This is a genomic window from Butyricicoccus sp. AM32-19 (assembly GCF_003480365.1).
Taxonomy (GTDB): domain Bacteria; phylum Bacillota; class Clostridia; order Oscillospirales; family Butyricicoccaceae; genus Agathobaculum; species Agathobaculum butyriciproducens.
The window spans coordinates 295,137-318,081 of the sequence record NZ_QUIX01000001.1; the positions used below are offsets into that span (position 1 = coordinate 295,137).

The following is a 22,945-nucleotide window of genomic DNA, read 5'->3' on the forward strand; positions in this document are numbered from 1 at the left end:
CATGCTAATGTAAAGAAATCTACATCTATCAATAAGTTGTCCTGTTTTTTGAAACAGGATTGTCCTGCCATTAGCCTGTTTTTTGAAAAATCCGTCATAACCATAATAGAAGGAGCGAAGCACCTGCCAATCACGGCGGGTGCTTCGTGCTTTCCAGAATATTATGAACGGAGGGTTTTCTATGACAATCTATGAAACCATCAAGGCGGCAATCAGCGTCAAGCAAGCCGCCGAACACTACGGGCTGAAAGTGAGCCACAACGGCATGGCTTGCTGCCCGTTCCACAACGACAGGCATCCGAGCTTGAAGCTGAATGAGGACTATTTTTTCTGCTTTGGCTGTGGAGCAAAGGGAGATGTGATCGACCTTGTGGCAAGGCTGTTCAATATGAGCAGCTATGAAGCAGCGCAAAAGCTGGCTTCGGACTTCGGACTTGACCCGAAACCGCCCACTGCCGCAGCTATGGCCAAGCCAAAGCGTCCTTATATCCGTCAGTTCCGGGAGGATGAAATGCTGTGTTTCCGGGTGCTGACGGATTATCTGCATCTGCTGGAAGATTGGAAAGTGCGGTATGCACCCAAAACACCGGAGGAGGCTCTGGATGATCGTTTTGTGGAAGCCTGCCAGATGCACTGTCCTATCGAATATATGGCAGATGTGCTGACCGTGGGTGATCTGGAAGAGCGGGTGGCATTGGTGGACGAGCTGATGAAGGAGGGAAAAATTACTTTTCTGCAAGAGTACATCACACGAAAGAAAAAGGAGGTGGCGCACCATGGCGAAGAACCGGAAAACGCCTGATATGAATTTGCCTGTCTGGTTTGATGGGCAGAACATCAACGAAGCTCTGTTTTGTGAAGAATTTCTGCATGAGCGCAGAATTATCTTCGCAAACGGAGCTTTTTTTACGCCCGATGGTCGAGTGACGGACGATCTCCCACTGCGTGGGGAGATTTACGACAAGCTGAAATTTTGTGCCGTAAACAATATCCCCCGGAAGATCACCAACATTCTGGAAGTGCTGAAACTGGAAGCACAAGTGCCGGACTTTCCACCGGAGCAGGATCGGATTCATTTGTCCAACGGTACGCTGCTATTGAACGGCACATTTACCAAGGGCAGACCGGCTATCGTGCGAAACCGTCTGCCTGTTGTTTACAATCCTCATGCACCTACACCTGTGACCTGGCTAAAATTTCTGGATGGGCTGCTCCATGCGGAGGACATCCCCACTTTGCAGGAGTTTTTCGGCTACTGTCTGATTCCTTCCAACAAGGGGCAGCGCATGATGGTGATTAAAGGCAACGGCGGCGAGGGCAAATCCCAAATTGGTGCGGTGCTGTCCGCTATATTCGGCACGAATATGAAAGACGGCAGCATCGGAAAAATTTCCGAAAACCGCTTCGCCCGTGCTGATCTGGAACACATCCTGCTGTGCGTGGATGATGATATGCGGATGGAAGCTCTGCGTCAGACCAACTATGTAAAATCCATTGTGACTGCACAGGGCAAGATGGATCTGGAACGCAAGGGAAAGCAGAGTTATCAGGGCTGGATGTTTGCCCGGTTGCTGGCATTCAGCAACGGCGATCTGCAAGCTCTGTATGACCGCAGCGACGGTTTTTACCGCAGACAACTTGTGCTGACCACCAAAGAAAAGCCCATGGACAGAGCCGATGATCCTGACCTTGCAGAGAAGATGAAAGCTGAAGCCGAGGGTATCTTCCTGTGGGCATTTGAAGGCTTACAGCGGCTTGTTGCCAACAACTTTAAGTTTACGGAGAGTGACCGTATCCAGGAAAACCGGGAAGCGGTCAAGCGTGACAACAACAATATCTTTGATTTCATGGAGTCGGAGGGATACATCCGATTGAAAGCGGATGCTTCCATCAGCTCCAAGGATTTCTATGAAATCTACCGGATGTGGTGCGAGGAAAATTCCCTTGCTCCGCTGAAAGCCCGTAGCTTCAGCGACGCCATGATTGCCAATGCCAAGAAATTTAATCTGGAGCATTGCAACAACATCACCAACTCTGCCGGACGGCGGGTATGGGGATTTATGGGTGTGGAGGCTGTGGCAAGACCTCATATAAATGGGTTTTACGGAAATTCGCCGTGTACGTACGTACCGGAGGACATTCCGGAGGAATGGCGGCAGGTCGAGTAAATCCCATTGGCTGGTACGTATGTACGCAGCAAAAGAGCGTGAAACGCTTGTGATAGAAACAGCTCATTTCCTTTATTTGGGCTGTTTCTATTGCAGTGAAAGATTTGATTTTCACTGCCGCCGGGATGGGTGGTGTTTCGCAAAACAGCAGCTATCCCGGCTGAACAACAGAAAACGATGCAGACAGTTTTCGGGCAGTTCAGCAGAGGTCACCGCAGTGACCGCATTCCCCCTCGGGAGAGCCCTCGGAGAGCCCACGGCACTTTGCAGCCAGTATGGATGAAAGTGTCATAGTGGGTTATTACACTTTGAAAAAGTGCCTCTCCGTAGTTCTCCGCTGTCTGCAAATCTCAAAGAAAGGACAAAAATTCTATGGCAAGAAATGATGGAATAGACCGTACCGTAGCCAGAAATCAGGACTTGGAAACCCCGGCAGATGTGGCTAAGGTACAGGAACACAATGAGCGTGAAAAGGACAGCTACAGCAATCAGGACATCGTGCCGGAACGCACTTCTCTGAACGTTCATTTCAAAGCACCCACGGACGATTATGTAAAAATGTTTGAGCAGATGGAACAGGACGGCGTAATCTCCACCAGAGGTCTGAAACCGGATGCCGTCAAATACGGCGAGTTAGTATTTGATGTGAACTCTGCTTATTTCTACAATCATGGCGGCTATGAATTTGCAAAACAGTTTTATGCTGATGCTTACAAAGCCGCCGTGGAGATTGTAGGCGGTGAGCAGTATATCCTCTCCGCTGTGATGCACGCCGATGAGCGCAACCGGGCAATGTCCGAAGCTCTGGGCGAGGATGTGTACCACTATCATCTTCATGTGGTTTATATCCCGGTGGTGGAAAAGCAGATCCTTTGGTCGAAGCGATGCAAGGATGAAGCCCTCCGGGGAGCCGTTAAGGAGGTCATCACACAGGTCAGCCGCAGTAAGAAATGGGAGTCCAAGCCGGTGCTTGACGAGGACGGTAATCCAATGTTGAACGCAAGAGGAAAAAAGATTTTGAGGTCATCCTACAGTGTGTTGCAGGATGACTTTTTTCATTTCATGCGAGTTGCCGGATATACCGATCTGGAGCGTGGAGAACGTGGAAGCACCGAGGAACATCTGACTGTGACCCAGTTCAAGGTGCAGGCAGAACAGCAGCGGCTGGAAACTGTGGCCGGACAGGTGGCACAGGTGGAGCGGGGTTTGGAGAATGCCAAAGCTGCCACGGAGAAGCAGAAACAGAAACTGGAAGCTCTGCAAAAGGAAACCAAAACAGCAAAGACCGTTGCTCTGACGGTGCAGGAGATTGAAACAATGGGCAAAAAAGCCACATTCGGAAACAATGTTGTGCTGACTCCGGATGAATGCGACACGCTCAAACACTATGCGGTCAATGGTATTATTGCCAATGCTGACAACAAGCGACTGAAAGAAAAATTGGCTTCCGCAGAAAAGACGGTTTCCATCTGGAAGCAGCGGTATGAAGCGGTAAGCGAAAAATATATGGAACTCAAACAGAAAGCCCAACCCTTTCTGGATGCACTGAAATCGCATCCGAAAAGGTTCGGGCTTTTATCAATTCTATCCTCATCAGAGGAAAGGAAACACAGGAACACGAACACCCTGCCCGGAAGCGTGGACAGGATATGGAACTTTGATGGAGGAATCGCCTATTGAAGAAATATTATGAAGAAGCGAAATATAATGCGGCATTTGACCGCTGTGTGGATGTTATGAGCCAGATGCTCCAGAAATATGGACATCAGGTTTTGGATAAATTGGAACAGGACGCTCCGCAGGAAGTGGAGCATTCCGAGGAAAGTAATCAAGCACAGCCTTTGACGGATAAGGCTGCGTAAAATCTCGCAATTTACACGTTGCGTATTCGTTACAGCTATGCTATAATGATTACGCAACGTGTACTTTTTGCTTTTGTGGAGAAAAGACGGATGGATTGTAAAAACAGAATTATAAAGTTGCGTGAAAGCACAGGACTGAACCGGAAAGATTTTTGCAAGCTCGTCCATATTCCTTACCGGACTATGACTGAATGGGAATTGGACAACCGCCATGCACCGGATTATGTGCTGTGGCTTTTGGAGTATTATATCCGCAACGAGGGACTTATGGTAAAAGGAAGGAATGAGGGAGGTGGAGATTCTGAAAAAGAAACAACTTAAATGCTATCTTTATACAAGAGTGTCCACCTCGATGCAGGTTGACGGATACAGTTTGGATGCCCAACGTGACAAGCTACGGAAGTATGCGGCATACGAGGATATGATCGTTGCCGGGGAGTATTCTGACGAGGGATTTTCCGGCAAGAACATCCAAGGGCGGCAGGACTTCCAACGGATGCTGAACGATATCCAGGACGGCAAAGATGATGTTTCTTATGTGCTGGTCTTTAAGCTGTCCCGATTTGGCAGAAATGCGGCGGATGTTCTGAACTCTTTGCAGCTTATGCAGGATTTTGGTGTCAACCTGATCTGCGTGGAGGACGGCATTGACAGCTCCAAGGATGCCGGAAAGCTGATGATCTCTGTGCTGTCTGCGGTGGCAGAGATTGAGCGAGAAAATATCCGCACACAGACAATGGCAGGACGGGAGCAAAAGGCTCGTGAGGGCAAATGGAACGGCGGTTTCGCTCCCTATGGATACAAACTGGAAGACGGAAACCTTGTTGTTGCAGAGGATGAAGTGGAAGTAATCCGTGTCATTTATGACCGCTACATCCATACCAACGAGGGCGTTGCTGGAGTTGCAAAATATCTGAACCGCAATGGTTATGTAAAGAAACTAAGACAGAATAATACCATTCCGGGATTTTCAAGAGATTTTGTGAAAAATGTATTGTACAATCCTGTTTATATGGGAAAGATTGCTTACGGCAGACGAAGAACAGAAAAGAAACAGGGTACAAGAAACGAGATGCACGTGGTTGAGCAGTCGGAGTTCCCGGTTTATGAAGGACAGCACGAAGCTATCATTTCCGAAGAAGATTGGCATCTGGCACAGGAAAAGCGCAAGATCAATTCTTTCAAGCGGGAAAAGGTCAACAATCCAGACCATGCACACATCCTGTCCGGTATCTTGAAATGCCCATGCTGCGGTAAGAGTATGTACGGCAATATCGCCAAGGCGCACAGCAAGGACAAAAAAACACGGTATTATTACTACTGCAAAAATACGGTTACACCTACCGGGCATGAGTGCAGCTTCCGTCTGAATATCGAGCAGACGGAAATCAATAAATTTGTGGCGAAGATTATTTCTGCTATGGTTAACAATCCCCGGTTTGTGGAAGCGATTCAAGCGAAAATCGGAACGGCGGTTGATACAGAGGATATGGAAAAGCAGATCGCCGTTCTGCAAGGGCAGCTAAAGCAAGCCTTTGGAACGAAAAGTCGCTTGGAGCGTCAGATGGATACCTTGGACATCAACGATGTCCACTATGACAGAAAGATTTTAGACTTGCAGCGCCGCTATGATGAGCAGTATGATACCATAGAGGAAATCGAAGTTCAGATTGGCGAATTGCAAAGTCAGATCCGCAACATACAGCAGGAGAAGATTTCCGGTGACAATATCTATCGCTTGTTACTGGCATTTGATGAAGTCTACCATTCCGCAACGGAAGCGGAGCAGAAGGAGTTTATGAAGGCCTTTATCGAGCGAATTGAGATGTTCCCGGAGAAAAGGAAAGATGGAAGCTGGATAAAGAAGATCGTATTCAATTTTCCTGTGCCTGTTGATGGTGAGGAAGTGAAAGAACTTCCCTTGGAAACTGAAACAACTGTTGAGACGGTCGCCCTCTTGTCACGGGAACAAATCCACTGACGGTTGAGGTCAGAATGGAAGTGGAAACCGGCGAGGTCAAGGAGCATCCGACCTATAAGCGTATTCAGGAGTATGTGCAGGAGAAGTACGGCTTCAAAGTCCATACGGCATATATTGCAGAGATCAAGCGTATGGTCGGACTGGATATGCACAAAGCACCGAATGCTGTTGAACAGAGAAAACATGAGTATCATCCCTGTCCGCCTGAAAAGGTTGAGGCGATCAAGGATGCGCTGCGGCATTTTGGCTTAATATCAGAGTGAGTTTACGGCTAAAAACCCAGCATCACGTCAAACGGCGTGGTGCTGGGTTTATTTTTGTCGTGCTTCGGGGCTTTTTTGAGGATAAAACCGCCTGTGTGCCGTTTGCTTTTCTTTGCCATATTGACACGCTGCCCTCTGTTCGTCGTGGCGACTGTGCGTTTTCGGGATAGAAAATGGACACTTATCTTTGTATAGGGAGAAAGCAAGAGAGGAAAAAGAGAGTGAGCGCAGGCTGTGGGAACGGTGCGTAAACCGCTTGCGGTTTTCCACGGTTTCCATAGCCGCAGCGAGGGAGAAAAGGGAGAGGTGGCTTTCTCGCTCAGGCGGCTTGCCGCCGCTCTTTTGCTCTCCCTTTTCTCCCTGAATATCAGGGATTATTCTGCGTCATTGCTCGGCGTAACAGGGCGAAAGTCCTCCTGGACCCCTTCATTGAGGTCAAAGCACATGGTTTTTGCGTCGGCAACCCAGAAACCGCGCACCTTGTAACGCTTGCCGGGAATCCAGTCCTCGCCGGTGACAGCGCGAAGCGGGTCAAGCAGATTCTTGTTGGAGATAGTAACAACACCTTTCTGTTCGCCTCTCGGCTTGGAGAACTTGAAGCCCTTCGGTTCGTTGCTCTTGCAGGAACGGATCGCAAATACCCTCGCTTTCGCATCCAGCAGACACAAAACAAAGGCGGGATAGCCCAAGTCCTCAAGCACCTTCTTGGTGATGGTCACGCCATTCTGATTCAGGAATATATCCGGGTAGGCGTTGATGTTGGAGTCGATGGTTTCAAAGTTCAAAGCGGAAAAATCAAAGTTCATAGTTAAAATCCTTTCATTTCATGGTGTTTTGCGCCTCATCCACGTTTTTTATAAACTCCTGACGCTCCATAAAAGACCACCGGGAATCCATAATCAGATAGCCCTTGAAAAGACCATCTTTCACGCGGTATGCGACGAAGCGATTGCTTAGACGGCGCAATGTAGCTCGTTTGGCTGTGCTGTGCCGCTCTGACAGCAACTTTTGTACCTTGATCCAATCCTCTTTTTTGATAATCGCTGTGTGGTGATTTTCCTTGAAATACATATTCAAATCCGTATTTTTGACAGATTTATGGGTGCGAAAATCCTTGGTATAGGTTTTCTGCATCAAAGCATCACCGCAGTATTTCTCATTTCGGAGGATGCTGCGGACAGTACTGGCAGACCAGAGATCGTTCCCCATTGGAGATTTGATACCCTGTTCCGTCAGCGCAGCGGCGATTTCTGCCGGGGTTGCGCCCTCCAAGCAGCTTTCATAGATGTACGCAACAATTCTTGCCTCGGTCGGCTCAATGACATGAAGGACTACGGCTACGCATGGGCTGGCGTTCTTCCCGCTGGACAGGAAGCGGCTGAGAAGGCTTTGGAAAAGGGCTGCGAGGTTTACCGTCTCTATTCGGATAACACCGAGGGCTTGTGCGTGGATACAAAGGAGATTGCCGATCATGCGGCAAAGGGCGGAATGCTCGGTATCAGCAAGGAAAGTTGGATGGTGGCTCTTGAGAAGGAAAACTACCTCAAGGCGGCGGAGATGTCGATGGAGGATGACTACGGCATGATTGATGGGATCATCAACAACGGTCTGAAGGAGGACAAGACCGCAGAGGTCAAAGCCCCCGAAACCGGTGAGAAGTCCTCCATCATGGACAGGCTCAAGTCTGCAAAGGCAGAAAAGCAGGAGGAATGCTGCTCTCCCAAAAAGAACAAAGGAGAGATTGAGCTGTGAGCAGAAGTCAGAAATGGCGGCAGGAGTGGTCGTTCTTCATAGTAGACAGCGGACGCCGGAAGTATAACCGTTTCTGCGTCCGCTGCGTCCATAGCTGCAAGCAGAGCTTCCGCGCGGATCTCATCGCCTGTCCGCACTTCTCACGCAAGGCATCGAGGTGTAGACAGTTAGGGGTCGAAAAAGCCTGTGATTGCAAGCCTCAGAGCGGCGCAAATTGACCAGCCTAAGTGCTTGTATTCCCTGCGTGGTTTCATCTTTAGCGCGGAAATAAGTGTCGATTTCGGCACTTGTTTGAATGCCCGGAAAACGAACCAAGAGCCTCTGTCGATGCCCGGTTTGGGTATCGGCAGAGGCTCTTTTTTTATGACATATTCAAAATTGCGGACAGCAGCTCTTGAACCTGTTGCCGGTATTCCGGCTTTATATCCGAAATACGTCTGGCAAGCGCAAGGGCTTCCGCTTCTGGCTCGTCAGTCCCAAAGATATTCGGTCCGCACTGACGCCGAGCAAACGGCAAAGGCGCTGCAAGGCTTCAAGAGAGATACCGGAAGCACCACGCTCAATAGCACTCAGGTGATTCGGCGTCATGCCAAGCATTTCTGAGAGCGTGTCCTGCGTATAGCCCGCCTGTTCTCTTGCCACTTGAATATTGCCGCCGATTTCAATATTGATGTCCTTCTTCTCGCGCATAGCCTCACCACCTTTGCATTTAGTGTACCTAACGGCGGTGTCATTATCCACGGTGCGCCGTCGTTGATTTTGCTAACGACATTGCGTTGACTGTCCGTGATGAGGGTGATAGAGTGGAGCTACCTACCAAAAGCCGGTAGGTAGCCCGGTCGTCCTATATAGATAGGGTAAGTAACCTGCCCCTCCGGGTTGTCCATTCTTTGTTCAATCAATTTTAGGAGGGATTCTTATGGACAAAGTAAATGGAAAGCTGACAATATTTTTTTGAGGAGCCGTTTGGGGTGGGGATCTTTGATCAGTTAGGGCTAAAAATAGCCGTTGACCTGTTCTTTGTAGGAAGAACGGACAAGGTTGAGACGATGGCGGGTCCTCGCAAAATTTGACTTTTATGTTTGAATCACTATAAAGGTAAGCTGCCGCCCATCTTGAGCGGCAGCTTGCTTTTTATAGAATCTACTATCCCTGATACCTTATTCTTTCAACCAGCGTTTCCTTTTTCAGATTACTGCTTAAAACACAGGAAAGCACAATTTGTAGAATACCAACCAGAAGAATCATAACAAGAATCGGGATAAGAGGAACGTGATAAACGTTCATTCCAAAAATCCCATTATGCTTCGCATAGGAAAACAGTGCATAGCCAAGGGGCAGACCGGCAGCAAGTGCGACGCAGATGGTGCCAACCGTAAAAATCAAGCCCTGTATTTGTAAGCTCAGATTCAACTGCTTATTGGTCATGCCTACCGCTTGCAGCACACCGTATTCTTGCTTCTTCGTGGTGATATTGATGATCATGGTGTTTGCCAGATTCATAAACCCAATGAGACCGACAATTGCCATGAACAGATAGCAGCCAAGCTTCATCATACGGCTTGCGTATTCTGCAGATTGTAACTGTGCATGATAGGTATCCATTTTTATATGCGAAGTATTAGAAATCAAAGTATTCAGACTCTGTTCCACAGATGCAACATCTTTTTTATCACAATCCACCCACAGGTATCCATAAGATGTCCCTTTCGGATTTACAGAGCGGTATACTTCTTCCGGAATGACCAGATAAGTGTCCGCGCTTACAAAGGAGCCTGCGATTTTCCCATGATAGGTATAGGTTCCGCTTCCGTTATCAAAGTTGAATGTAATCGGTGCACCCGCAGAATACCCGTCAGCTTCCATCCACATGGACCAGCCAAAGAAAACATCCCCGTTTTTGACAGCCTGTGCATAGTCCATGGAACCGATATCGCCATCCCCGCGCATCATTTCAAAATCCTCTTGATTTACGATTGCAACCGGAAATTTTGTTCCGTTCAAATCTGCAGAGACGATTTCTCTCGTCAGTACATCCGTTACACCGGGGATGGATTTGATTTCTTTAATCAAAGAATCATTCAGTGGGTTGTTCTGTAGGATTGTGTCCAGATTATTCTCCGAATAGGCTTCATCATAATTCTGGGAATAATCCAGCTGCAGTTCAAATTGTCCATGATTAACGGAAAGACGTGCTTCATGCTCCGTATCAATATTTCCTACATAATTAGCGATAATTACAAACAATACACAGGAAAGCCCCATGGTAAGAATCGTAGCAATGGTTCTTTTCGGATTGCCTGTCACATTTGCCATTGCCATGGAGAAAACGGTGACATCTTTTCTGCCTTTTCGTCTGCCCTGTTTTTGCGTTTTGGAGCCGCCAAGATACCGTGTCGCTTCGATGGGTGAAATCCGGGAAACAATTTTCATGGGTTTGCGCAGAGCCAAAACGACCGTAAGAAACGATACAAAAATGCAGATGAGCATAATTGTCAGTGAAAACAGAGGCACCTGATGGTTCTTGATTCCGGACGATACCAGATTTCCCTGTTCCACCAGCCAGTTGAAGCTGACTTTTGCAATCAGGAAACCAAACAGCAGCCCCAGCGGTATCGAAGGAACCGCCAGAAGAATGCCCTCACGAAAGATCAACTGCTTCATCTGCTTTCTGGTTGCACCCAGCGCCTTGATTTTTCCGTACTCCTGAACCTTCTGGGCGATCCCGACATGGAAGATATTATAAATGACCACAACGGAAAACAGCACGATTCCGAGGATCAGGGTTCCACAAACCGCAATCATTTCATAGCTCGGCTGCAATACCCACTGTAGGTAGAGGTCATTGATGCTCACGTTTTTCTGGTCAATGCCGCAGGAATCCGCGATTTCTTTTATAACAGGTGCAACATTATTCATAGATACATTTGCAGAATCGCTCAAGGTAAAATAGATATTATATTGCCTGTCACCCTCCGCAACACGCTCATTATAAAAATCCTGCGAACCAAATACAACATAGGAAGCCTCGATGGTATATTCATCCCGGTCATATAAAATCCCGCTGACAGTAAATTCCACCGGTGCGTATTCCGACTGCATGCCGGAACGGTACTCCAATGTTACGGTGTCTCCGACCTTTACATCATGGTATCCCACTGCATCAAAGAAAGCACGTCCTGCGGCAATTTCCTGCGCCTTTTCCGGATAGGTACCTTCCTTCAACACATATTCCTGATTATAGGGAAGCATTTTCCTGACCGTTTCATCCGCACTGACAAAGCCGCCATTTTCATTTCCTTTCAGGATGCCCTCCGTACACATGATGCCGATATCAGATATCTCAGCTCTGCGTTCCACTTCTTTTAATTGCGTACCATCTGCGGCGATAAACAGGCCGTAGTTGCTTCCGTATGAGCTTGCAGCCTGATCCTTCTGTAAGAGGATTAGTCCATTTCCAATTGTACTGATAATGACCAGAAGCATGGTAGTCAGGCAAATCGCCGTCATAATGAGGACACTTCTTGTCCGATTTCTTTTGTCGTTGCTGAATGCAATTTTGCTGATCGTCCTCAATTAAAATCCACCACCTGTCCATCCTCGATGACTAAAATACGGTCAGCAACCTGCGCGATCTCATCATCATGAGTAATCATTACAATCGTCTGTCCATATTTTTTTGCGCTCATTTTCAGCAGCGCGATCACCTCGTCACTTGTCTTGGAATCAAGATTTCCGGTTGGCTCGTCCGCAAGCAAAATCTCCGGTCTGTTTACCAAGGCTCTTGCAATCGCAACGCGCTGCTGCTGTCCTCCGGAGAGAGTATTCGGAAGATTATGAATCCGGTGTTCAAGACCCAGTGTGGTGATAATATCATTGACATAAGCTTTATCCACTTTTTTTCCGTCAAGCCCCAACGGAAGAACGATATTTTCCCACACATTGATGGAGGATACCAGATTGAATGCCTGAAATACAAATCCGATCTTTCTTCTCCGGAAAACGGCAAGCTGATCCTCCTTCATGGAATACAGGTCCTTGTCAGACAAGATCACGCTGCCGCTGGTTGGTGTATCCAGCCCGCCCAGCATATGCAGCAGGGTACTTTTTCCGGAGCCGGATTTTCCGACAATGGCGACAAATTCTCCCTGCCCAATCTGGATATTCACATGATTGACGGCTTTGACCTGATTTTCCCCCGTCCCATAAAATTTGCAAAGCTGATTCGTTTCTAATATCACGCCCACTCCAATGGCCTCCTTTTCTTATTTACCAGCATTGTATCAAAGGAACCTTTCATTTCACTTTCAAAAAGAGAGCAGAAGTCTTACAGATTTGAAAGACTTCTGCTCATCATCTCTACGAAAGTCCATTCTCCGGCAGCTGAATCAAAAATGTACTTCCTTTTCTGACTTTGCCGGAGGCTACCGTGATTGTCCCACCATGCTGCTCAATAATCTGTCTGGACAGATACAGACCGATGCCAGTTCCGCTCTTTTCGCGGACTTCCGGCGCAGTCCCTCTGTAAAACCGCTGGAATATTTTATGGTATTCACTCTGCGGGATTCCGATTCCCTGATCCTCGATCTCAATTCTCACAAAGCCGGTTCTTTTTTGTAGACGGATCGTGATTTTTGAATGTTCTGGGCTGTATTTGATGGCATTGTCCAAAACGTTAATGATTGCTTCTCCAAGCCAACGTTTATCCTGCATAAGTGCACAATGCTCCAGTGATTCGTTGCAGTCGAAAATAAGTTCTATCCCTTTCTCCGCTGCCTTTGGATACGTTCGGTTTACTGCGGAGATGATCGTATCCATAATGGGAAGTGTTTTCTGATCAAGCTGAATCAAACCTGTCTCCAGTTTGGATATTTCCAGCAGAGACTGCAACAATGTTTCCAATCCGTCCAATGCACTCCGGCATCGGATGCGAAATTCCTGTTGCTCCGTCTCACTCAGATTGTTCCGCAGCAATATGCTAAAGCAGGTATCCAAGGCTGCAACCGGGGTTTTCAGCTGATGGGAAATGTCGGATACCATTTCCTTTGTGCTTTCCTTCTCCGCTCTGGCTTCCTCTTGCAGCAGCTGGATATGATGTCCGATTGCTTCAAGCTGAAATTTCAGTCTTTCCTGCCCGACATGATCTTCTGTGTCCGGCACTACCTCAAAGTGATTTTCTCGAAATGCAATCAGGATTTGCTCTAGCTGCTCCAATCGTTTCCGACTTTCTTTCGCCTCAACCTTCTTCCGGTAAAACAGGAACGTTAGCAAAGACAGACATAGCACTGCACTTGTACAGCCGGTTATCATGATATTCTGCCGGAAGCGCACATAAAACGAAGTCCCTTTGTTTTCCCAGTACCCGTATTGCTCTAATAATTGCTTACCTTGTTCATTGGCTTGATGGTCGTTTCCTTTCAGCCATCCTGCGGCAACATCCATGCCGGTGGTCTCTGCGCCCGCCGCAACTTCTGTCAGGATATCCATTTTACATTGATAATCCTGATAATATAAATAGGTGGTAAAGCAGTTCAATACCGCAAAAAAGAGTAGAACCGGCAGCACCAGTGACAAGGCATCAACCCACTTTTTACGATGTCGTTTCGTCACTGACTTACCTCCTGATTCCATATATACCCAAGACCTCTGATATTCTTTATATAGACCGGTGCAGCCGGATTGTCTTCGATTTTCTCACGGAGTCTTCTGATATTGACAGCGATTGTATTTTCATCCACAAAATCCCCTTCCAGATCAAACACATTTTCCAATATTTGTGTTTTTGAAAGAATCTGTTTCGGATTCTGAAGAAAAAAAGTCAGCATTTTCAACTCCGTTTTTGTCAGACTGATTTCACGACTCTTTATCAGGACTTTCATTTCTCCTGCGCTAAATACGATATCTCCCGAAATCATCTTTCCGGCTTCTGTTTTCTCCTGTCTGCGGCGGAAATGTGCTTCTATTTTCAAAAGAAGTACCGAAAGACTAAACGGCTTTGTAATATAATCATCTGCCCCTGCTTCATATCCCATGACCTGATCCATCTCCTGATCTAGTGCGGTAAGACAAATAATGTATGTATTATAATTGCATCTCATCCACCTTACAAATTCCAATCCATTCCCATCCGGAAGATTCACATCACAAATGGCAACATCCACATTATTATCACTTGCAATTCTTTTCGCTTTTTTCACTGATTCTGCTGAAAAAACCTCATATCCGGATTTTTTCAGTGAAAATGTAATTCCACGATTTAAATTTTCATCATCCTCAACCACAAGGATATTTGGCATAATTCAAACCACCCTTCCGTCTTAGCTATATATGTTAAACGTTACATCAAATACTGCAAATGCTTTTATTGATTCAGGCGAATTCTGCATTCCTGTTGGCACACGATTTTCCGCAGGAAAGTCTAGTGTGCTATACCTTTGCTTCCGGCTGACGCGGGAAAGGGACCGCATTCACCCTCCCTCCCCAAAACTAATTTTATTATATTCAATAAATTTCAGGAGCTGTGTCTCGGAAAAAAGCGGGATCGGGTACAGCATGATGTGAGTTTTGTCACCACGAGGCATTTTTGTTCCTTTTGCCCCTGACATGACATAATCGAAGAATCCATCTTGAAACATGATGGATTTCAGAAGGTATGCGTACTTCTTGTCCAAGGCTCTAAAACACAGGACATCGGCGTTACACCCGCCCGAAGTTGTTGCGAACCACATCCTTTTGAAATATGGACGGATGTTGCTAACAAGCACGTCCTCCGCTTGAAAATATGTCACTCGCTCTGAAGAATCAGTCGTGCCAAAGCAAGCAACACCTTGCTCGTCCGGCAGAATGTTTTCCGTTGAGACATGATGCGGCTCATTTTTCGTTTTCGACGGGCTTCTTGATATACTTGCCGTTCTTGATTCTCGCGTCCGCTGGCTTCTCTGCGTCCTCTGGAATCCCCCAGACCGAGCCAATGCGGATCGCACCGGGGACGCGCCCCTCGCCGCACAAAATCTGAATACGGCGGGTGGAGATACCCCAGCGTTCGGCGGTTTGCGCGATAGATAAATACTTCATGGGCGGTACTCCTGTTGCAGTTCAGTTCTGCGTCTGCTTATAAAATCACAGTATAATTATAATCGTCAAAGCGAATAAAAGAAAGGGCTTTTCGGAAAAGCCCAGAAAGTATCTACAACTTAAAAATCAAGGGTTTGGGGCTTCCCCAAAAATCAAAATGGGCGTATCGGCTGCAAGGCTGAAACGCTCATTTTTCCGGTGTGTACGGACACCGGATGTGCTTGCTACTCTCTCAAATCTCATATCCGCAAATACAACGCGCTCCCGCTTTTGCAAAAGCAGGGGCGCATATTTTTTGAAAATCTTTCGTTTCGATACCTGCGTTTCGACGAAGAAATGTCCGTTGTAAAGTGAAAGGAGTTCTTTGATATGCCAGACCGCACGCGACCCATCCGCAAAGAAATCTGCCTGAATGAGCAGGAATTGAGCATGGTTCGCCACAAGATGAACCAGCTTGGCACCCGCAACTTCGGCGCATATGTCCGGAAAATGCTGATTGACGGGTACATCATCAAGGTCGATTACACCGAGCAGAAAAAGTTAGCCGCCGCTGCGTCCACGATTGCAAGCAGAGTTTCCGGGCGGTTGTCGTTATTTGTCCGCATTATCAGTCAAAGAGGGCAAAAAAGGGTGGCACAGCTGCGTACTCCCCTCGCGGACCTAACAGAAAACCGCCATAGCAGCCGTATCACACCAGACCAGAGAGGATGTGATGAAAAATCTATTTCAAACTGAATACCGCATTGCCGCCGTTCATTCCCTTGCCGCGCTTCATGCTGGCGGGCGAATATTCCATCAACGCCAAGCTGCTATATGGGCTTCTGCTCAACCGCACTACGCTTTCCCAGAAAAGCGGCTGGGTGTCCGAGGATGGGAATGTGTATGTGATCTATACGATCAAGCAGATGGCGGATGACCTTGACCGGAGTGAGCGGACGGTCAAAACCGCCCTGCGGGAGCTGGAAAATGCCGGGCTGATCACCCGCGTACGTCAGGGCTGGAATCAGGCGAACCGCATCTTTCTGCAAATCCCGGACAGGGTGCAGGTTTCTTCCCCTTGCATGGGGCAGAAATTGCCCACAAGTAATACTGATGCAGAGTATAAAGAACATAGTAAGACCGAACCGATGACAGCTTTTTCAAAATGCTGTATCTGGCAATGATCGACATCACGAAAAAGTGGACTGGCCGCAGACAGGACTGGAGCATGATTTATGCCCAGCTGGCAATCTACTTCGAGGATCGGATGCCTGATTAACAACCCGGCTCGAAGGTCAAGGGGCGCTTTATCGCCGGCGAGACCCCAATGAACGAGGGTGCCCCTTGACTTCCGCCCCCGTTGGCGTTATGTTCCTCGTAATTCTCGATGTCATCCGTGTGTTGCGTGTGCACAATCGGCAGGATTGCTGTATAATAAACATTGACAACTCCCGCTCATAGGAGAATAATAGTCTACGAGTATAGAGCAAAACTGTCGACGGCACGAAGCCGCGAGGAGATATAGATATGACATTGGATAAACTGAAACCGCATGAAAGTGCGAAGATCACCGCAGTAGGCGGAAGCGGAGCCTTACGCCATCACCTGCTCGATATGGGACTGACGCCGCAGACCGAGGTCACGCTGCAGAAGGTCGCTCCGATGGGGGATCCGGTGCAGTTTGAGCTGCGCGGCTATGAATTGACCCTGCGCCTGGATGAAGCGCGGAAGATCGAAGTCGGCACGCCGTATCAGCGAACAAAAAAGCCTTCCGCTGGACAGGTACGCCACCGTCCTGCGGCGCACCCCGGCATGGGCGAGCTCAGGAAATCCAAGGACTACTACATTTATGAGCACGCCAAAGCCGCGGCTGCCGATAAAAAACTGACATTTGCGCTTGCCGGCAATCAGAACTGCGGCAAAACGACGCTGTTCAATCAGCTGACCGGTGCCAACCAGCATGTCGGCAACTTCCCCGGTGTTACGGTGGACCGCAAGGACGGCACGATTCGCAGCCATCCGGAGGCAACCGTTACCGACCTGCCCGGCATCTATTCGCTGTCACCATATTCCAGCGAGGAGATCGTAACCCGCAGCTTTCTGCTGGACAACAAGCCGGACGGCATCATCAATATTGTAGACGCGACCAACATTGAGCGAAACCTCTACCTGACCATGCAGATGATGGAGCTGGGCATTCCGATGGTGCTGGCGTTGAATATGATGGACGAGGTCCGTGCAAACGGCGGCACCGTTCATGTAAATGAGCTTGAACAGGCACTCGGCATTCCGGTAGTGCCAATCTCAGCCGCAAAGAACGAAGGCATTGATGAGCTGATCGACCACGCGATCCACATCGCCCGCTATCAGGAGACACCCAGAGGCATCGACTTCTGCCAGGACAGCAGCGACAAGAACGATCCGGTCGCCGCTGTTCACCGATGCATCCATGCAACCGCCCTGATGATCAAGCCGAATGCCAAACGAGCCGATCTGCCGGTGCGCTTTGCCGCCACCAAGCTGATCGAAAAGGACCCGCTCATCGAAAAGGCGCTCGCGCTGTCCGATGACAATCGCTCCGCTTTTGACCAGATCGTATCTGTCATGGAGAAGGATTCCGGTCTGGACCGCGAAGCGGCGCTGGCAAACATGCGGTTCAGCTTTCTGGAAAACCTGTGCAGCACAACAGTCGTCCGCCCGCACGAGAGCAAAGAGCATAAACGCAGTATGGCGATCGACCGCTTTTTGACCGGCAAATACACCGCTATCCCTTGCTTTGCCGGTATCATGGGTTTGATCTTCATCATGACCTTCAGCTGGATCGGCGCATGGCTGTCCGACGGCATGACCGTTCTGGTCGATGCCTGCATTTCGTGGCTGGATGCCGGGTTATCTGCCCTGCAGATCAATCCCGTTGTTCACTCGCTCGTTGTAGACGGCATCGCAAACGGCGTTGGCAGCGTACTCAGCTTCCTGCCGACCATTGTAACGCTGTTCTTCTTCCTCTCGATTCTGGAGGACACCGGCTATATGGCGCGTGTGGCCTTTATCATGGATCGGCCGCTCCGCAAGCTGGGACTGTCCGGCCGCAGCTTTGTGCCGATGCTGGTCGGCTTCGGCTGCTCGGTTCCGGCCATTATGGCTACCCGTACACTGTCCAGTGAGCGTGACCGCCGCATGACGATTTTACTTACCCCGTTTATGAGCTGCTCGGCCAAGCTGCCCATCTACACCATGATGATCAGCGCCTTTTTCCCCAGGCGGTATCGTGCGCTTGCTATGATAGGCCTGTATCTGTTCGGCATTCTCTGCGGCATCCTGTATGCGGTCATTTTGAAGGTCTCCCGCTTCAAGGGCGAACCGGTTCCGTTCGTCATGGAGCTGCCGAATTACCGTCTGCCCAGTGCCAAAAGTGTTGTGCACCTTATCTGGGAAAAGGCAAAGGGCTTTATCCAGAAGGCATTTACCATCATCTTTGCCGCTTCTATCGTAATCTGGTTCCTGCAGACCTTCGATGCACGCTTTAATGTGGTGTCTATGCCGGAAAGCAGCCTGCTGGCTGCGCTGGGCAGCATTTTTGCACCACTGTTTGCACCGCTCGGCTTTGCGGACTGGCGTGTGTCCACCGCCCTGATTACCGGCTTTACCGCAAAGGAAAGCGTTGTATCCACGCTGACGCTGCTGCTCGGCGGCGAGGTATCCAGCATCAGCACCCTGTTTACGCCGTTTACCGCGGTCGTATTTCTGGTATTCGTGCTGCTCTACACCCCTTGTGTTGCGGCAATCGCCACCGTAAAGCGTGAGATGGGCAGCACACGGGCTGCCATCACGACTGCGCTGACCCAATGCGTGATCGCATGGCTCATTGCCTTTGCCGTCCGCTGTGTCGGTCTGGCATTTGGCTTGGCATAAGGAGACACGGTATATGAATCTTCCCACCATTTTGATTCTGGCATTGATCGGCATTGCGCTGTTTGCCGCGCTCCGTTCGATGAAAAAGCATCCGTCCGGCTGTTCCGGACACTGCTCCGGCTGTCCCGTGCAGTGCAAAAGCGAAAAACACAGATAAAACAGCAGCCTGTCCGCTCCAAGAGCGGACAGGCTGCTGTTTATCGGTTTCTGAAAAAAGAGGGCAGGCCTTCTGCCCACCCTCTGAATAATCTCAATTACTTGTTGAAGTAACGCTTCAGCAGACCCTCGAAAGCCTTGCCGTGGCGGGCTTCGTCGCGTGCCATCTCATGTACGGTGTCGTGGATCGCGTCGAGGTTTAGAGCCTTAGCGCGCTTTGCCAGATCAAACTTGCCGGCGGTTGCGCCGTTCTCAGCGTCTACACGCATCTGCAGGTTCTTCTCGGTGGAGTCGGTTACAACCTCGCCGAGCAGCTCTGCGAACTTAGCAGCGTGCTCTGCTTCCTCGAATGCAGCCTTCTCCCAGTACAGGCCGATTTCCGGATAGCCCTCGCGGTGTGCAACGCGAGCCATTGCCAGATACATACCAACCTCGGAGCACTCGCCCTCAAAGTTAGCACGCAGGTCAGCCATGATGTCCTCCGGAGCGCCCTGTGCAACGCCTACAACGTGCTCAGCAGCCCAGGTCTTTTCGCCAGCCTGCTCCTTGAACTTCTCTGCCGGTGCGTGGCAGATCGGGCACTCTGCCGGAGCTGCTTCGCCTTCATATACATAACCACATACGGAACAAACAAACTTTTTCATGATTTTTTCCTCCTGTATCGTTGAACAAATTTATTTTTGAGGGGGCAGGAAACGATCCATTGTTATCGAACAAAGCTGATCGCGCAGAGACCGATTGATCTCCGAGAACACGCGATGAAAATCACATTCATTCTGGGTACCCATGTGTGTGCACTGGAACTCATTTGCAAGGCAGTGATTGATGGCGATCGGACCATCAATGCATTCGATGATCGCGCCGAGACTGATCTCCGATGGGGAGTGGTTCAGCTCATAGCCGCCGGCAACACCCTTATAGGATTTTGTAATACCGGACTGCGTCAGCTTGCGGAGAATTTTAAGCGCAAACCGGAGTGTTACGCCGGTTGCCTCGGAAATATCCTTCGCGCACTGCTTTTCGCCTGCAAGTGCCAGACAATAGGTCACACGAATTGCATAATCCGCTTCATGTGTGATTCTCAAATCGTTCCTTCCTTTCTCTCCTTGGAACAACTTTAGTATAACCGTGTTGTGCCAAAATGTCAATAGGTTTTCTTAAAAATAAATAATATTTTTTATTTGATAATAGTTATCAATAAGTAACTTGCTTTTGGATCGGATTAACTATACCAGATAAGGACAGTATACCATGGCGGGAGACTTTTGTCTATCGGTTCAGGAATGGAGAATGGAGGATGGAAAATGAACGTGGAGATTCAGCATTCTTCCTTTATTCATTTGTATTGTGCGATACGATGGGGAAATGCGCTTTGAATCTTTGCACCGATTTCATTCTGTGCGCTTGTACTGTATAATAGGTAATGCAAAATGCAAGTACGAAAAATTTTCCCTTTCACAAAACCATTTGCCGCACCGAACCGTCTAATAGATGAAAGCCGCAGACAGGAAGCGCTTTTGACGAAACCTGTCTGCGCTGTCCGGACGCTTTCGGAAAGGAGAATTCGCTTATGATGGATAGAGAGCAATTTACCTCCGCGGTGCTGGCAGCCGAGCCTACGCTGTACCGCGTAGCGAAAACCATGCTCCGCAGCGAGCATGACTGTGCTGACGCGGCGCAGCAGGCAATCCTGCGGGCGTGGGAGCAGCTGGATTCGCTGCGCAGCACGCGGTATTTCAAAACGTGGCTGGTCCGCATACTCATCAACGAGTGCAGCACGATATTGCGCCGTCAGCAGCGGCTTGCGCCGTATGATGCGGCTGCTGCAGAGGCGATACCGGCGCCTGCGGCTGATGATCACAGCGACCTGTATGCCGCCATCACCGCACTGGAGGAAAAGCTGCGCCTGCCGGTGGAGCTGTACTACTTAGAGGGCTTCAAGACCCGTGAGATTGCCGGAATGCTCGGCATACCGGAAAACACGGTCAAGACTCGTCTCCGAGCGGCAAGAGAGCATTTGCGCAAGGACTTGAAAGGAGCGTGCTTCGCATGATGAGCCATAATGATTTCCCGAAAATGACCGAAGAATTTGACCGCAGTGTCCGCAGGGCACTGGACAGCCTGCCCGAGCGAGAAAGCAAGCCGGTACGCCGTTTCTCAGCGAAGAAAATCGTCTGCGCCGGACTGGCGGCAGCGCTGTGCATCGGCGGAACCGCATTCGCCGCGAATGCACAGAGCTGGTTTCCACTGCTGTTTCCGAATGGCGGAGACGCGAATCTCGAAGGGTATGTGCAGACGGCGGACAGCACCAGGCTGACCGACGAGAACGACAGCTACCGCCTGTCCGTAGAATCCGTGCTGTTTGACGAAAGCGCGGGCACGGGCGTGATCAGTCTGCACCTTGCAAACAAAAAGCAGGACGGCGTAAAGCCGTTCACGCTGGCGCACCTGATCGACAGCTATCAGAACAAGCCAGACATCACATGGTCCACGCTGTCCTCGTGCTATGCCGAGGAGGGACAGCTTGATTTCGAGGTGATGTACGGCGACAGCGGCTTCTGCGGCGGCGAGTTTTACCTCGATACCGCGCGTTCGACCGACAACGACTATTATTTAGAAGGTGCGTTTGCGATTTCAAGCGATTACAGGCAGGGAGAGCCGCTCCGTCTGGAGGCGCTCGAGCCGGGTAAAACGACCGTGCGTGCGGACGGAGCGGGTACCGCAAAGACGGTTCTGGCGGTCGATCTGCCGGAATTTCAGCAGATGCCGTACCTGACGAGCGCAGACGGTGATGTAACTCTGTCGCAGATCGGCATTCGCATCCGCAACGCGGATATGCACTGCACGGTGGATGATGTGGATACGCTGAGCGTGCAGCTGAAGGACGGCTCGGAGTACGTTATTCTGGATGAAAACGCCGATATCGATCGGACATTGTACACTTACGGTTTCAATTCCACCGAGGACACCGACCGTATCGACACCGAGATTGCGGTGCTTGCGCGTGCATTTGACCTGGATAATGTGCAGTCGGTCACCATCAACAGCGAGGTATATCCGCTCTCGTGATAAACGGCAGGATAGAGCAAAACAGACCGCAAATGCGGTCTGTTTTGCGTTTATGCAGTGAAAAGCTGTGCCCAGTATGCGGTTCCGTTCACAACGGTACAGCCGACGCCGATCGAGGTGAAGCTGCTGCTGAGAATGTTCGCGCGGTGGCCGGACGAGTTCATCCACGACTGCACAACAGCCTCCGGCGTGCTCTGACCATAGGCGATGTTTTCGCCGGCACGCGCGTAGGAAACGCCGGCCTCGGTCAGCACGGTAAAGCAGGATGCGCCGCTCGGGCGCGTGTGCGAAAAGCTGGTTTGCAGTTCTCCGGCGCGGGTCTGCGCCGCCTGCTGCACCGTGGTGCTGATGGTCAGCGCGGGCAGTCCCTGTCTGGCACGTTCGGCGTTTACCAGCGAGACCACCTGCGCGGCGTAGCTGCTGTTCGCGGCGGTGCTTTGTGAGGGCTTGCTCGCCAAAGGACGGCTGACCGTCTGCGTGTAATTCGGACGCACGACGAACGAAAAGCGGTTCTGCTGCAGATGTGCGGCTTCTGCAGCAGTGGTGGATGCGATGACAAGCGCAAGTGCCAGCGGCACGAGTCTCTTGAACTTCATAGGTAGATACCTCCTTGGATTTTGCGGGAAATTCCCATGCACCGTATGATAGCGGGTTTTGTAACCGTTTTGCAATGGAAATCCAAGGAGAAACTGCCGGAATACGGCAAAAACCGACCGAAACAGGGAAAAC

The 22,945-nt window shown here is 49.7% G+C and carries 24 protein-coding genes and 3 pseudogenes; 15 read left to right on the forward strand and 12 right to left on the reverse strand.

All coding sequences use genetic code 11. From position 1 onward, the window contains the following. The first annotated feature begins 181 nt into the window (after nt 1-181). The 7 genes and pseudogenes from DW806_RS01350 to DW806_RS01380 all read left to right on the forward strand — a co-directional run bounded on the left by DW806_RS01350 (nt 182) and on the right by DW806_RS01380 (nt 6,274). Nucleotides 182-802, forward strand: a complete 621-nt coding sequence (locus tag DW806_RS01350; RefSeq protein WP_055199526.1) for a CHC2 zinc finger domain-containing protein — start codon at nt 182-184, stop codon at nt 800-802. Beyond that, nucleotides 777-2,168, forward strand: coding sequence for a DNA primase family protein (locus DW806_RS01355; RefSeq protein WP_118145873.1), 1,392 nt, complete (start codon nt 777-779; stop codon nt 2,166-2,168). Before DW806_RS01350 ends, DW806_RS01355 begins: the two co-directional genes overlap by 26 nt. A 372-nt stretch (nt 2,169-2,540) precedes the next feature. Next, nucleotides 2,541-3,829: pseudogene (locus tag DW806_RS01360) on the forward strand (plasmid recombination protein). A 15-nt stretch (nt 3,830-3,844) separates the two neighbouring features. Beyond that, nucleotides 3,845-4,030 carry a hypothetical protein gene (locus DW806_RS01365; protein ID WP_118145877.1) on the forward strand — a complete coding sequence of 62 codons (186 nt, stop codon included), beginning with the start codon at nt 3,845-3,847 and terminating at the stop codon, nt 4,028-4,030. A 90-nt stretch (nt 4,031-4,120) separates the two neighbouring features. Then, complete coding sequence (locus DW806_RS01370; RefSeq protein WP_015540908.1) at nt 4,121-4,351, forward strand: helix-turn-helix domain-containing protein; 231 nt, start codon at nt 4,121-4,123, stop codon at nt 4,349-4,351. After that, nucleotides 4,323-6,011, forward strand: a complete 1,689-nt coding sequence (locus DW806_RS01375; RefSeq protein ID WP_330425271.1) for a recombinase family protein — start codon at nt 4,323-4,325, stop codon at nt 6,009-6,011. Before DW806_RS01370 ends, DW806_RS01375 begins: the two co-directional genes overlap by 29 nt. Nucleotides 6,012-6,025: 14 nt before the next feature. After that, a complete protein-coding gene (locus DW806_RS01380; protein WP_118728875.1) occupies nt 6,026-6,274 on the forward strand; it encodes a hypothetical protein in 249 nt (82 codons plus the stop codon). A gap of 374 nt (nt 6,275-6,648) precedes the next feature. Here DW806_RS01380 and DW806_RS01385 read toward each other — a convergent pair whose 3' ends face one another. After that, on the reverse strand, nt 6,649-7,080 hold the full coding sequence (locus tag DW806_RS01385; protein WP_118478214.1) for a hypothetical protein: 432 nt from the start codon (nt 7,078-7,080) through the stop codon (nt 6,649-6,651). Nucleotides 7,081-7,093: 13 nt separating this feature from the next. Continuing rightward, the gene (locus tag DW806_RS01390; RefSeq protein ID WP_279220764.1) at nt 7,094-7,702 is read right to left on the reverse strand and encodes a recombinase family protein; all 609 of its coding nucleotides are present in this window, start codon (nt 7,700-7,702) and stop codon (nt 7,094-7,096) included. Here DW806_RS01390 and DW806_RS01395 point away from each other — a divergent pair. Beyond that, nucleotides 7,589-8,026: pseudogene (locus DW806_RS01395) on the forward strand (DUF4316 domain-containing protein); the annotation flags it as partial. The gene DW806_RS01390 and the pseudogene DW806_RS01395 overlap by 114 nt on opposite strands. 420 nt (nt 8,027-8,446) lie before the next feature. Here the strand turns inward: DW806_RS01395 and DW806_RS01405 are convergent. From DW806_RS01405 to DW806_RS15350, 7 genes are all read right to left on the reverse strand, one after another. Further along, nucleotides 8,447-8,716, reverse strand: a complete 270-nt coding sequence (locus tag DW806_RS01405) for a helix-turn-helix domain-containing protein (protein WP_243022604.1) — start codon at nt 8,714-8,716, stop codon at nt 8,447-8,449. A gap of 456 nt (nt 8,717-9,172) precedes the next feature. Then, a complete protein-coding gene (locus tag DW806_RS01410) occupies nt 9,173-11,602 on the reverse strand; it encodes an ABC transporter permease (RefSeq protein WP_118728877.1) in 2,430 nt (809 codons plus the stop codon). Then, nucleotides 11,599-12,273, reverse strand: coding sequence for an ABC transporter ATP-binding protein (locus DW806_RS01415; RefSeq protein WP_117489470.1), 675 nt, complete (start codon nt 12,271-12,273; stop codon nt 11,599-11,601). Before DW806_RS01415 ends, DW806_RS01410 begins: the two co-directional genes overlap by 4 nt. Before the next feature lie 112 nt (nt 12,274-12,385). Beyond that, nucleotides 12,386-13,636, reverse strand: a complete 1,251-nt coding sequence (locus DW806_RS01420; RefSeq protein ID WP_243022606.1) for a sensor histidine kinase — start codon at nt 13,634-13,636, stop codon at nt 12,386-12,388. Continuing rightward, nucleotides 13,633-14,322 carry a response regulator transcription factor gene (locus tag DW806_RS01425; protein ID WP_118728879.1) on the reverse strand — a complete coding sequence of 230 codons (690 nt, stop codon included), beginning with the start codon at nt 14,320-14,322 and terminating at the stop codon, nt 13,633-13,635. Before DW806_RS01425 ends, DW806_RS01420 begins: the two co-directional genes overlap by 4 nt. A gap of 574 nt (nt 14,323-14,896) precedes the next feature. Further along, a complete protein-coding gene (locus DW806_RS01435; protein ID WP_118722653.1) occupies nt 14,897-15,100 on the reverse strand; it encodes a DNA-binding protein in 204 nt (67 codons plus the stop codon). Between the two features lie 126 nt (nt 15,101-15,226). Beyond that, complete coding sequence (locus tag DW806_RS15350) at nt 15,227-15,541, reverse strand: hypothetical protein (protein WP_199677242.1); 315 nt, start codon at nt 15,539-15,541, stop codon at nt 15,227-15,229. Between DW806_RS15350 and DW806_RS15580 the strand changes: the two genes are divergently transcribed. The 5 genes and pseudogenes from DW806_RS15580 (at nt 15,530) to DW806_RS01460 (ending at nt 19,148) form a co-directional block, all read left to right on the forward strand. After that, on the forward strand, nt 15,530-15,835 hold the full coding sequence (locus tag DW806_RS15580; protein ID WP_243022607.1) for a plasmid mobilization relaxosome protein MobC: 306 nt from the start codon (nt 15,530-15,532) through the stop codon (nt 15,833-15,835). The two genes, DW806_RS15350 and DW806_RS15580, sit on opposite strands and share 12 nt — an antisense overlap. Nucleotides 15,836-15,873: 38 nt before the next feature. Continuing rightward, complete coding sequence (locus DW806_RS01445) at nt 15,874-16,263, forward strand: replication initiator protein A (protein ID WP_147358064.1); 390 nt, start codon at nt 15,874-15,876, stop codon at nt 16,261-16,263. After that, nucleotides 16,224-16,358 (forward strand): annotated as a pseudogene (locus DW806_RS01450) (IS256 family transposase); the annotation flags it as partial. The gene DW806_RS01445 and the pseudogene DW806_RS01450, both read left to right, overlap by 40 nt. 248 nt (nt 16,359-16,606) lie before the next feature. Next, complete coding sequence (feoB, locus tag DW806_RS01455) at nt 16,607-18,991, forward strand: ferrous iron transport protein B (RefSeq protein WP_118728882.1); 2,385 nt, start codon at nt 16,607-16,609, stop codon at nt 18,989-18,991. A 13-nt stretch (nt 18,992-19,004) separates the two neighbouring features. Beyond that, nucleotides 19,005-19,148 (forward strand): FeoB-associated Cys-rich membrane protein, encoded by a 144-nt coding sequence (locus DW806_RS01460; protein ID WP_117751385.1) that lies wholly within the window; start codon nt 19,005-19,007, stop codon nt 19,146-19,148. A 97-nt stretch (nt 19,149-19,245) separates the two neighbouring features. On the opposite strand, the gene DW806_RS01465 is transcribed toward DW806_RS01460, so the two are convergent. Together DW806_RS01465 and DW806_RS01470 are read right to left on the reverse strand one after the other, a co-directional pair. Continuing rightward, on the reverse strand, nt 19,246-19,791 hold the full coding sequence (locus DW806_RS01465) for an NADH peroxidase (RefSeq protein WP_110435265.1): 546 nt from the start codon (nt 19,789-19,791) through the stop codon (nt 19,246-19,248). 30 nt (nt 19,792-19,821) lie between these two features. Next, on the reverse strand, nt 19,822-20,232 hold the full coding sequence (locus DW806_RS01470; protein ID WP_118285485.1) for an RrF2 family transcriptional regulator: 411 nt from the start codon (nt 20,230-20,232) through the stop codon (nt 19,822-19,824). A 485-nt stretch (nt 20,233-20,717) separates the two neighbouring features. Here DW806_RS01470 and DW806_RS01475 point away from each other — a divergent pair, with 485 nt between their 5' ends. Both DW806_RS01475 and DW806_RS01480 read left to right on the forward strand, forming a co-directional pair. After that, complete coding sequence (locus DW806_RS01475; protein ID WP_227108921.1) at nt 20,718-21,200, forward strand: RNA polymerase sigma factor; 483 nt, start codon at nt 20,718-20,720, stop codon at nt 21,198-21,200. Next, nucleotides 21,197-22,216, forward strand: a complete 1,020-nt coding sequence (locus DW806_RS01480) for a DUF4179 domain-containing protein (RefSeq protein ID WP_118728883.1) — start codon at nt 21,197-21,199, stop codon at nt 22,214-22,216. Before DW806_RS01475 ends, DW806_RS01480 begins: the two co-directional genes overlap by 4 nt. Nucleotides 22,217-22,266: 50 nt before the next feature. Here the strand turns inward: DW806_RS01480 and DW806_RS01485 are convergent, their stop codons facing one another. Next, nucleotides 22,267-22,812 (reverse strand): CAP domain-containing protein, encoded by a 546-nt coding sequence (locus DW806_RS01485; RefSeq protein ID WP_118728884.1) that lies wholly within the window; start codon nt 22,810-22,812, stop codon nt 22,267-22,269. Nucleotides 22,813-22,945 lie beyond the last annotated feature (133 nt).

Bases quoted from the DNA above. Each gene is read 5' to 3' on its own strand.
- DW806_RS01475 (WP_227108921.1), top strand. From the start codon at position 20,718: ATGATGGATAGAGAGCAATTTACCTCCGCGGTGCTGGCAGCCGAGCCT.
- DW806_RS01480 (WP_118728883.1), top strand. From the start codon at position 21,197: ATGATGAGCCATAATGATTTCCCGAAAATGACCGAAGAATTTGACCGC.
- DW806_RS01350 (WP_055199526.1), top strand. From the start codon at position 182: ATGACAATCTATGAAACCATCAAGGCGGCAATCAGCGTCAAGCAAGCC.
- DW806_RS01425 (WP_118728879.1), bottom strand. From the start codon at position 14,322: ATGCCAAATATCCTTGTGGTTGAGGATGATGAAAATTTAAATCGTGGA.
- DW806_RS01460 (WP_117751385.1), top strand. From the start codon at position 19,005: ATGAATCTTCCCACCATTTTGATTCTGGCATTGATCGGCATTGCGCTG.
- DW806_RS01355 (WP_118145873.1), top strand. From the start codon at position 777: ATGGCGAAGAACCGGAAAACGCCTGATATGAATTTGCCTGTCTGGTTT.
- DW806_RS01370 (WP_015540908.1), top strand. From the start codon at position 4,121: ATGGATTGTAAAAACAGAATTATAAAGTTGCGTGAAAGCACAGGACTG.
- DW806_RS01445 (WP_147358064.1), top strand. From the start codon at position 15,874: ATGCTGGCGGGCGAATATTCCATCAACGCCAAGCTGCTATATGGGCTT.
- DW806_RS01405 (WP_243022604.1), bottom strand. From the start codon at position 8,716: ATGCGCGAGAAGAAGGACATCAATATTGAAATCGGCGGCAATATTCAA.
- DW806_RS01385 (WP_118478214.1), bottom strand. From the start codon at position 7,080: ATGAACTTTGATTTTTCCGCTTTGAACTTTGAAACCATCGACTCCAAC.
- feoB (WP_118728882.1), top strand. From the start codon at position 16,607: ATGACATTGGATAAACTGAAACCGCATGAAAGTGCGAAGATCACCGCA.
- DW806_RS01485 (WP_118728884.1), bottom strand. From the start codon at position 22,812: ATGAAGTTCAAGAGACTCGTGCCGCTGGCACTTGCGCTTGTCATCGCA.
- DW806_RS01380 (WP_118728875.1), top strand. From the start codon at position 6,026: ATGGAAGTGGAAACCGGCGAGGTCAAGGAGCATCCGACCTATAAGCGT.
- DW806_RS15580 (WP_243022607.1), top strand. From the start codon at position 15,530: ATGGTTCGCCACAAGATGAACCAGCTTGGCACCCGCAACTTCGGCGCA.
- DW806_RS01465 (WP_110435265.1), bottom strand. From the start codon at position 19,791: ATGAAAAAGTTTGTTTGTTCCGTATGTGGTTATGTATATGAAGGCGAA.
- DW806_RS01435 (WP_118722653.1), bottom strand. From the start codon at position 15,100: ATGAAGTATTTATCTATCGCGCAAACCGCCGAACGCTGGGGTATCTCC.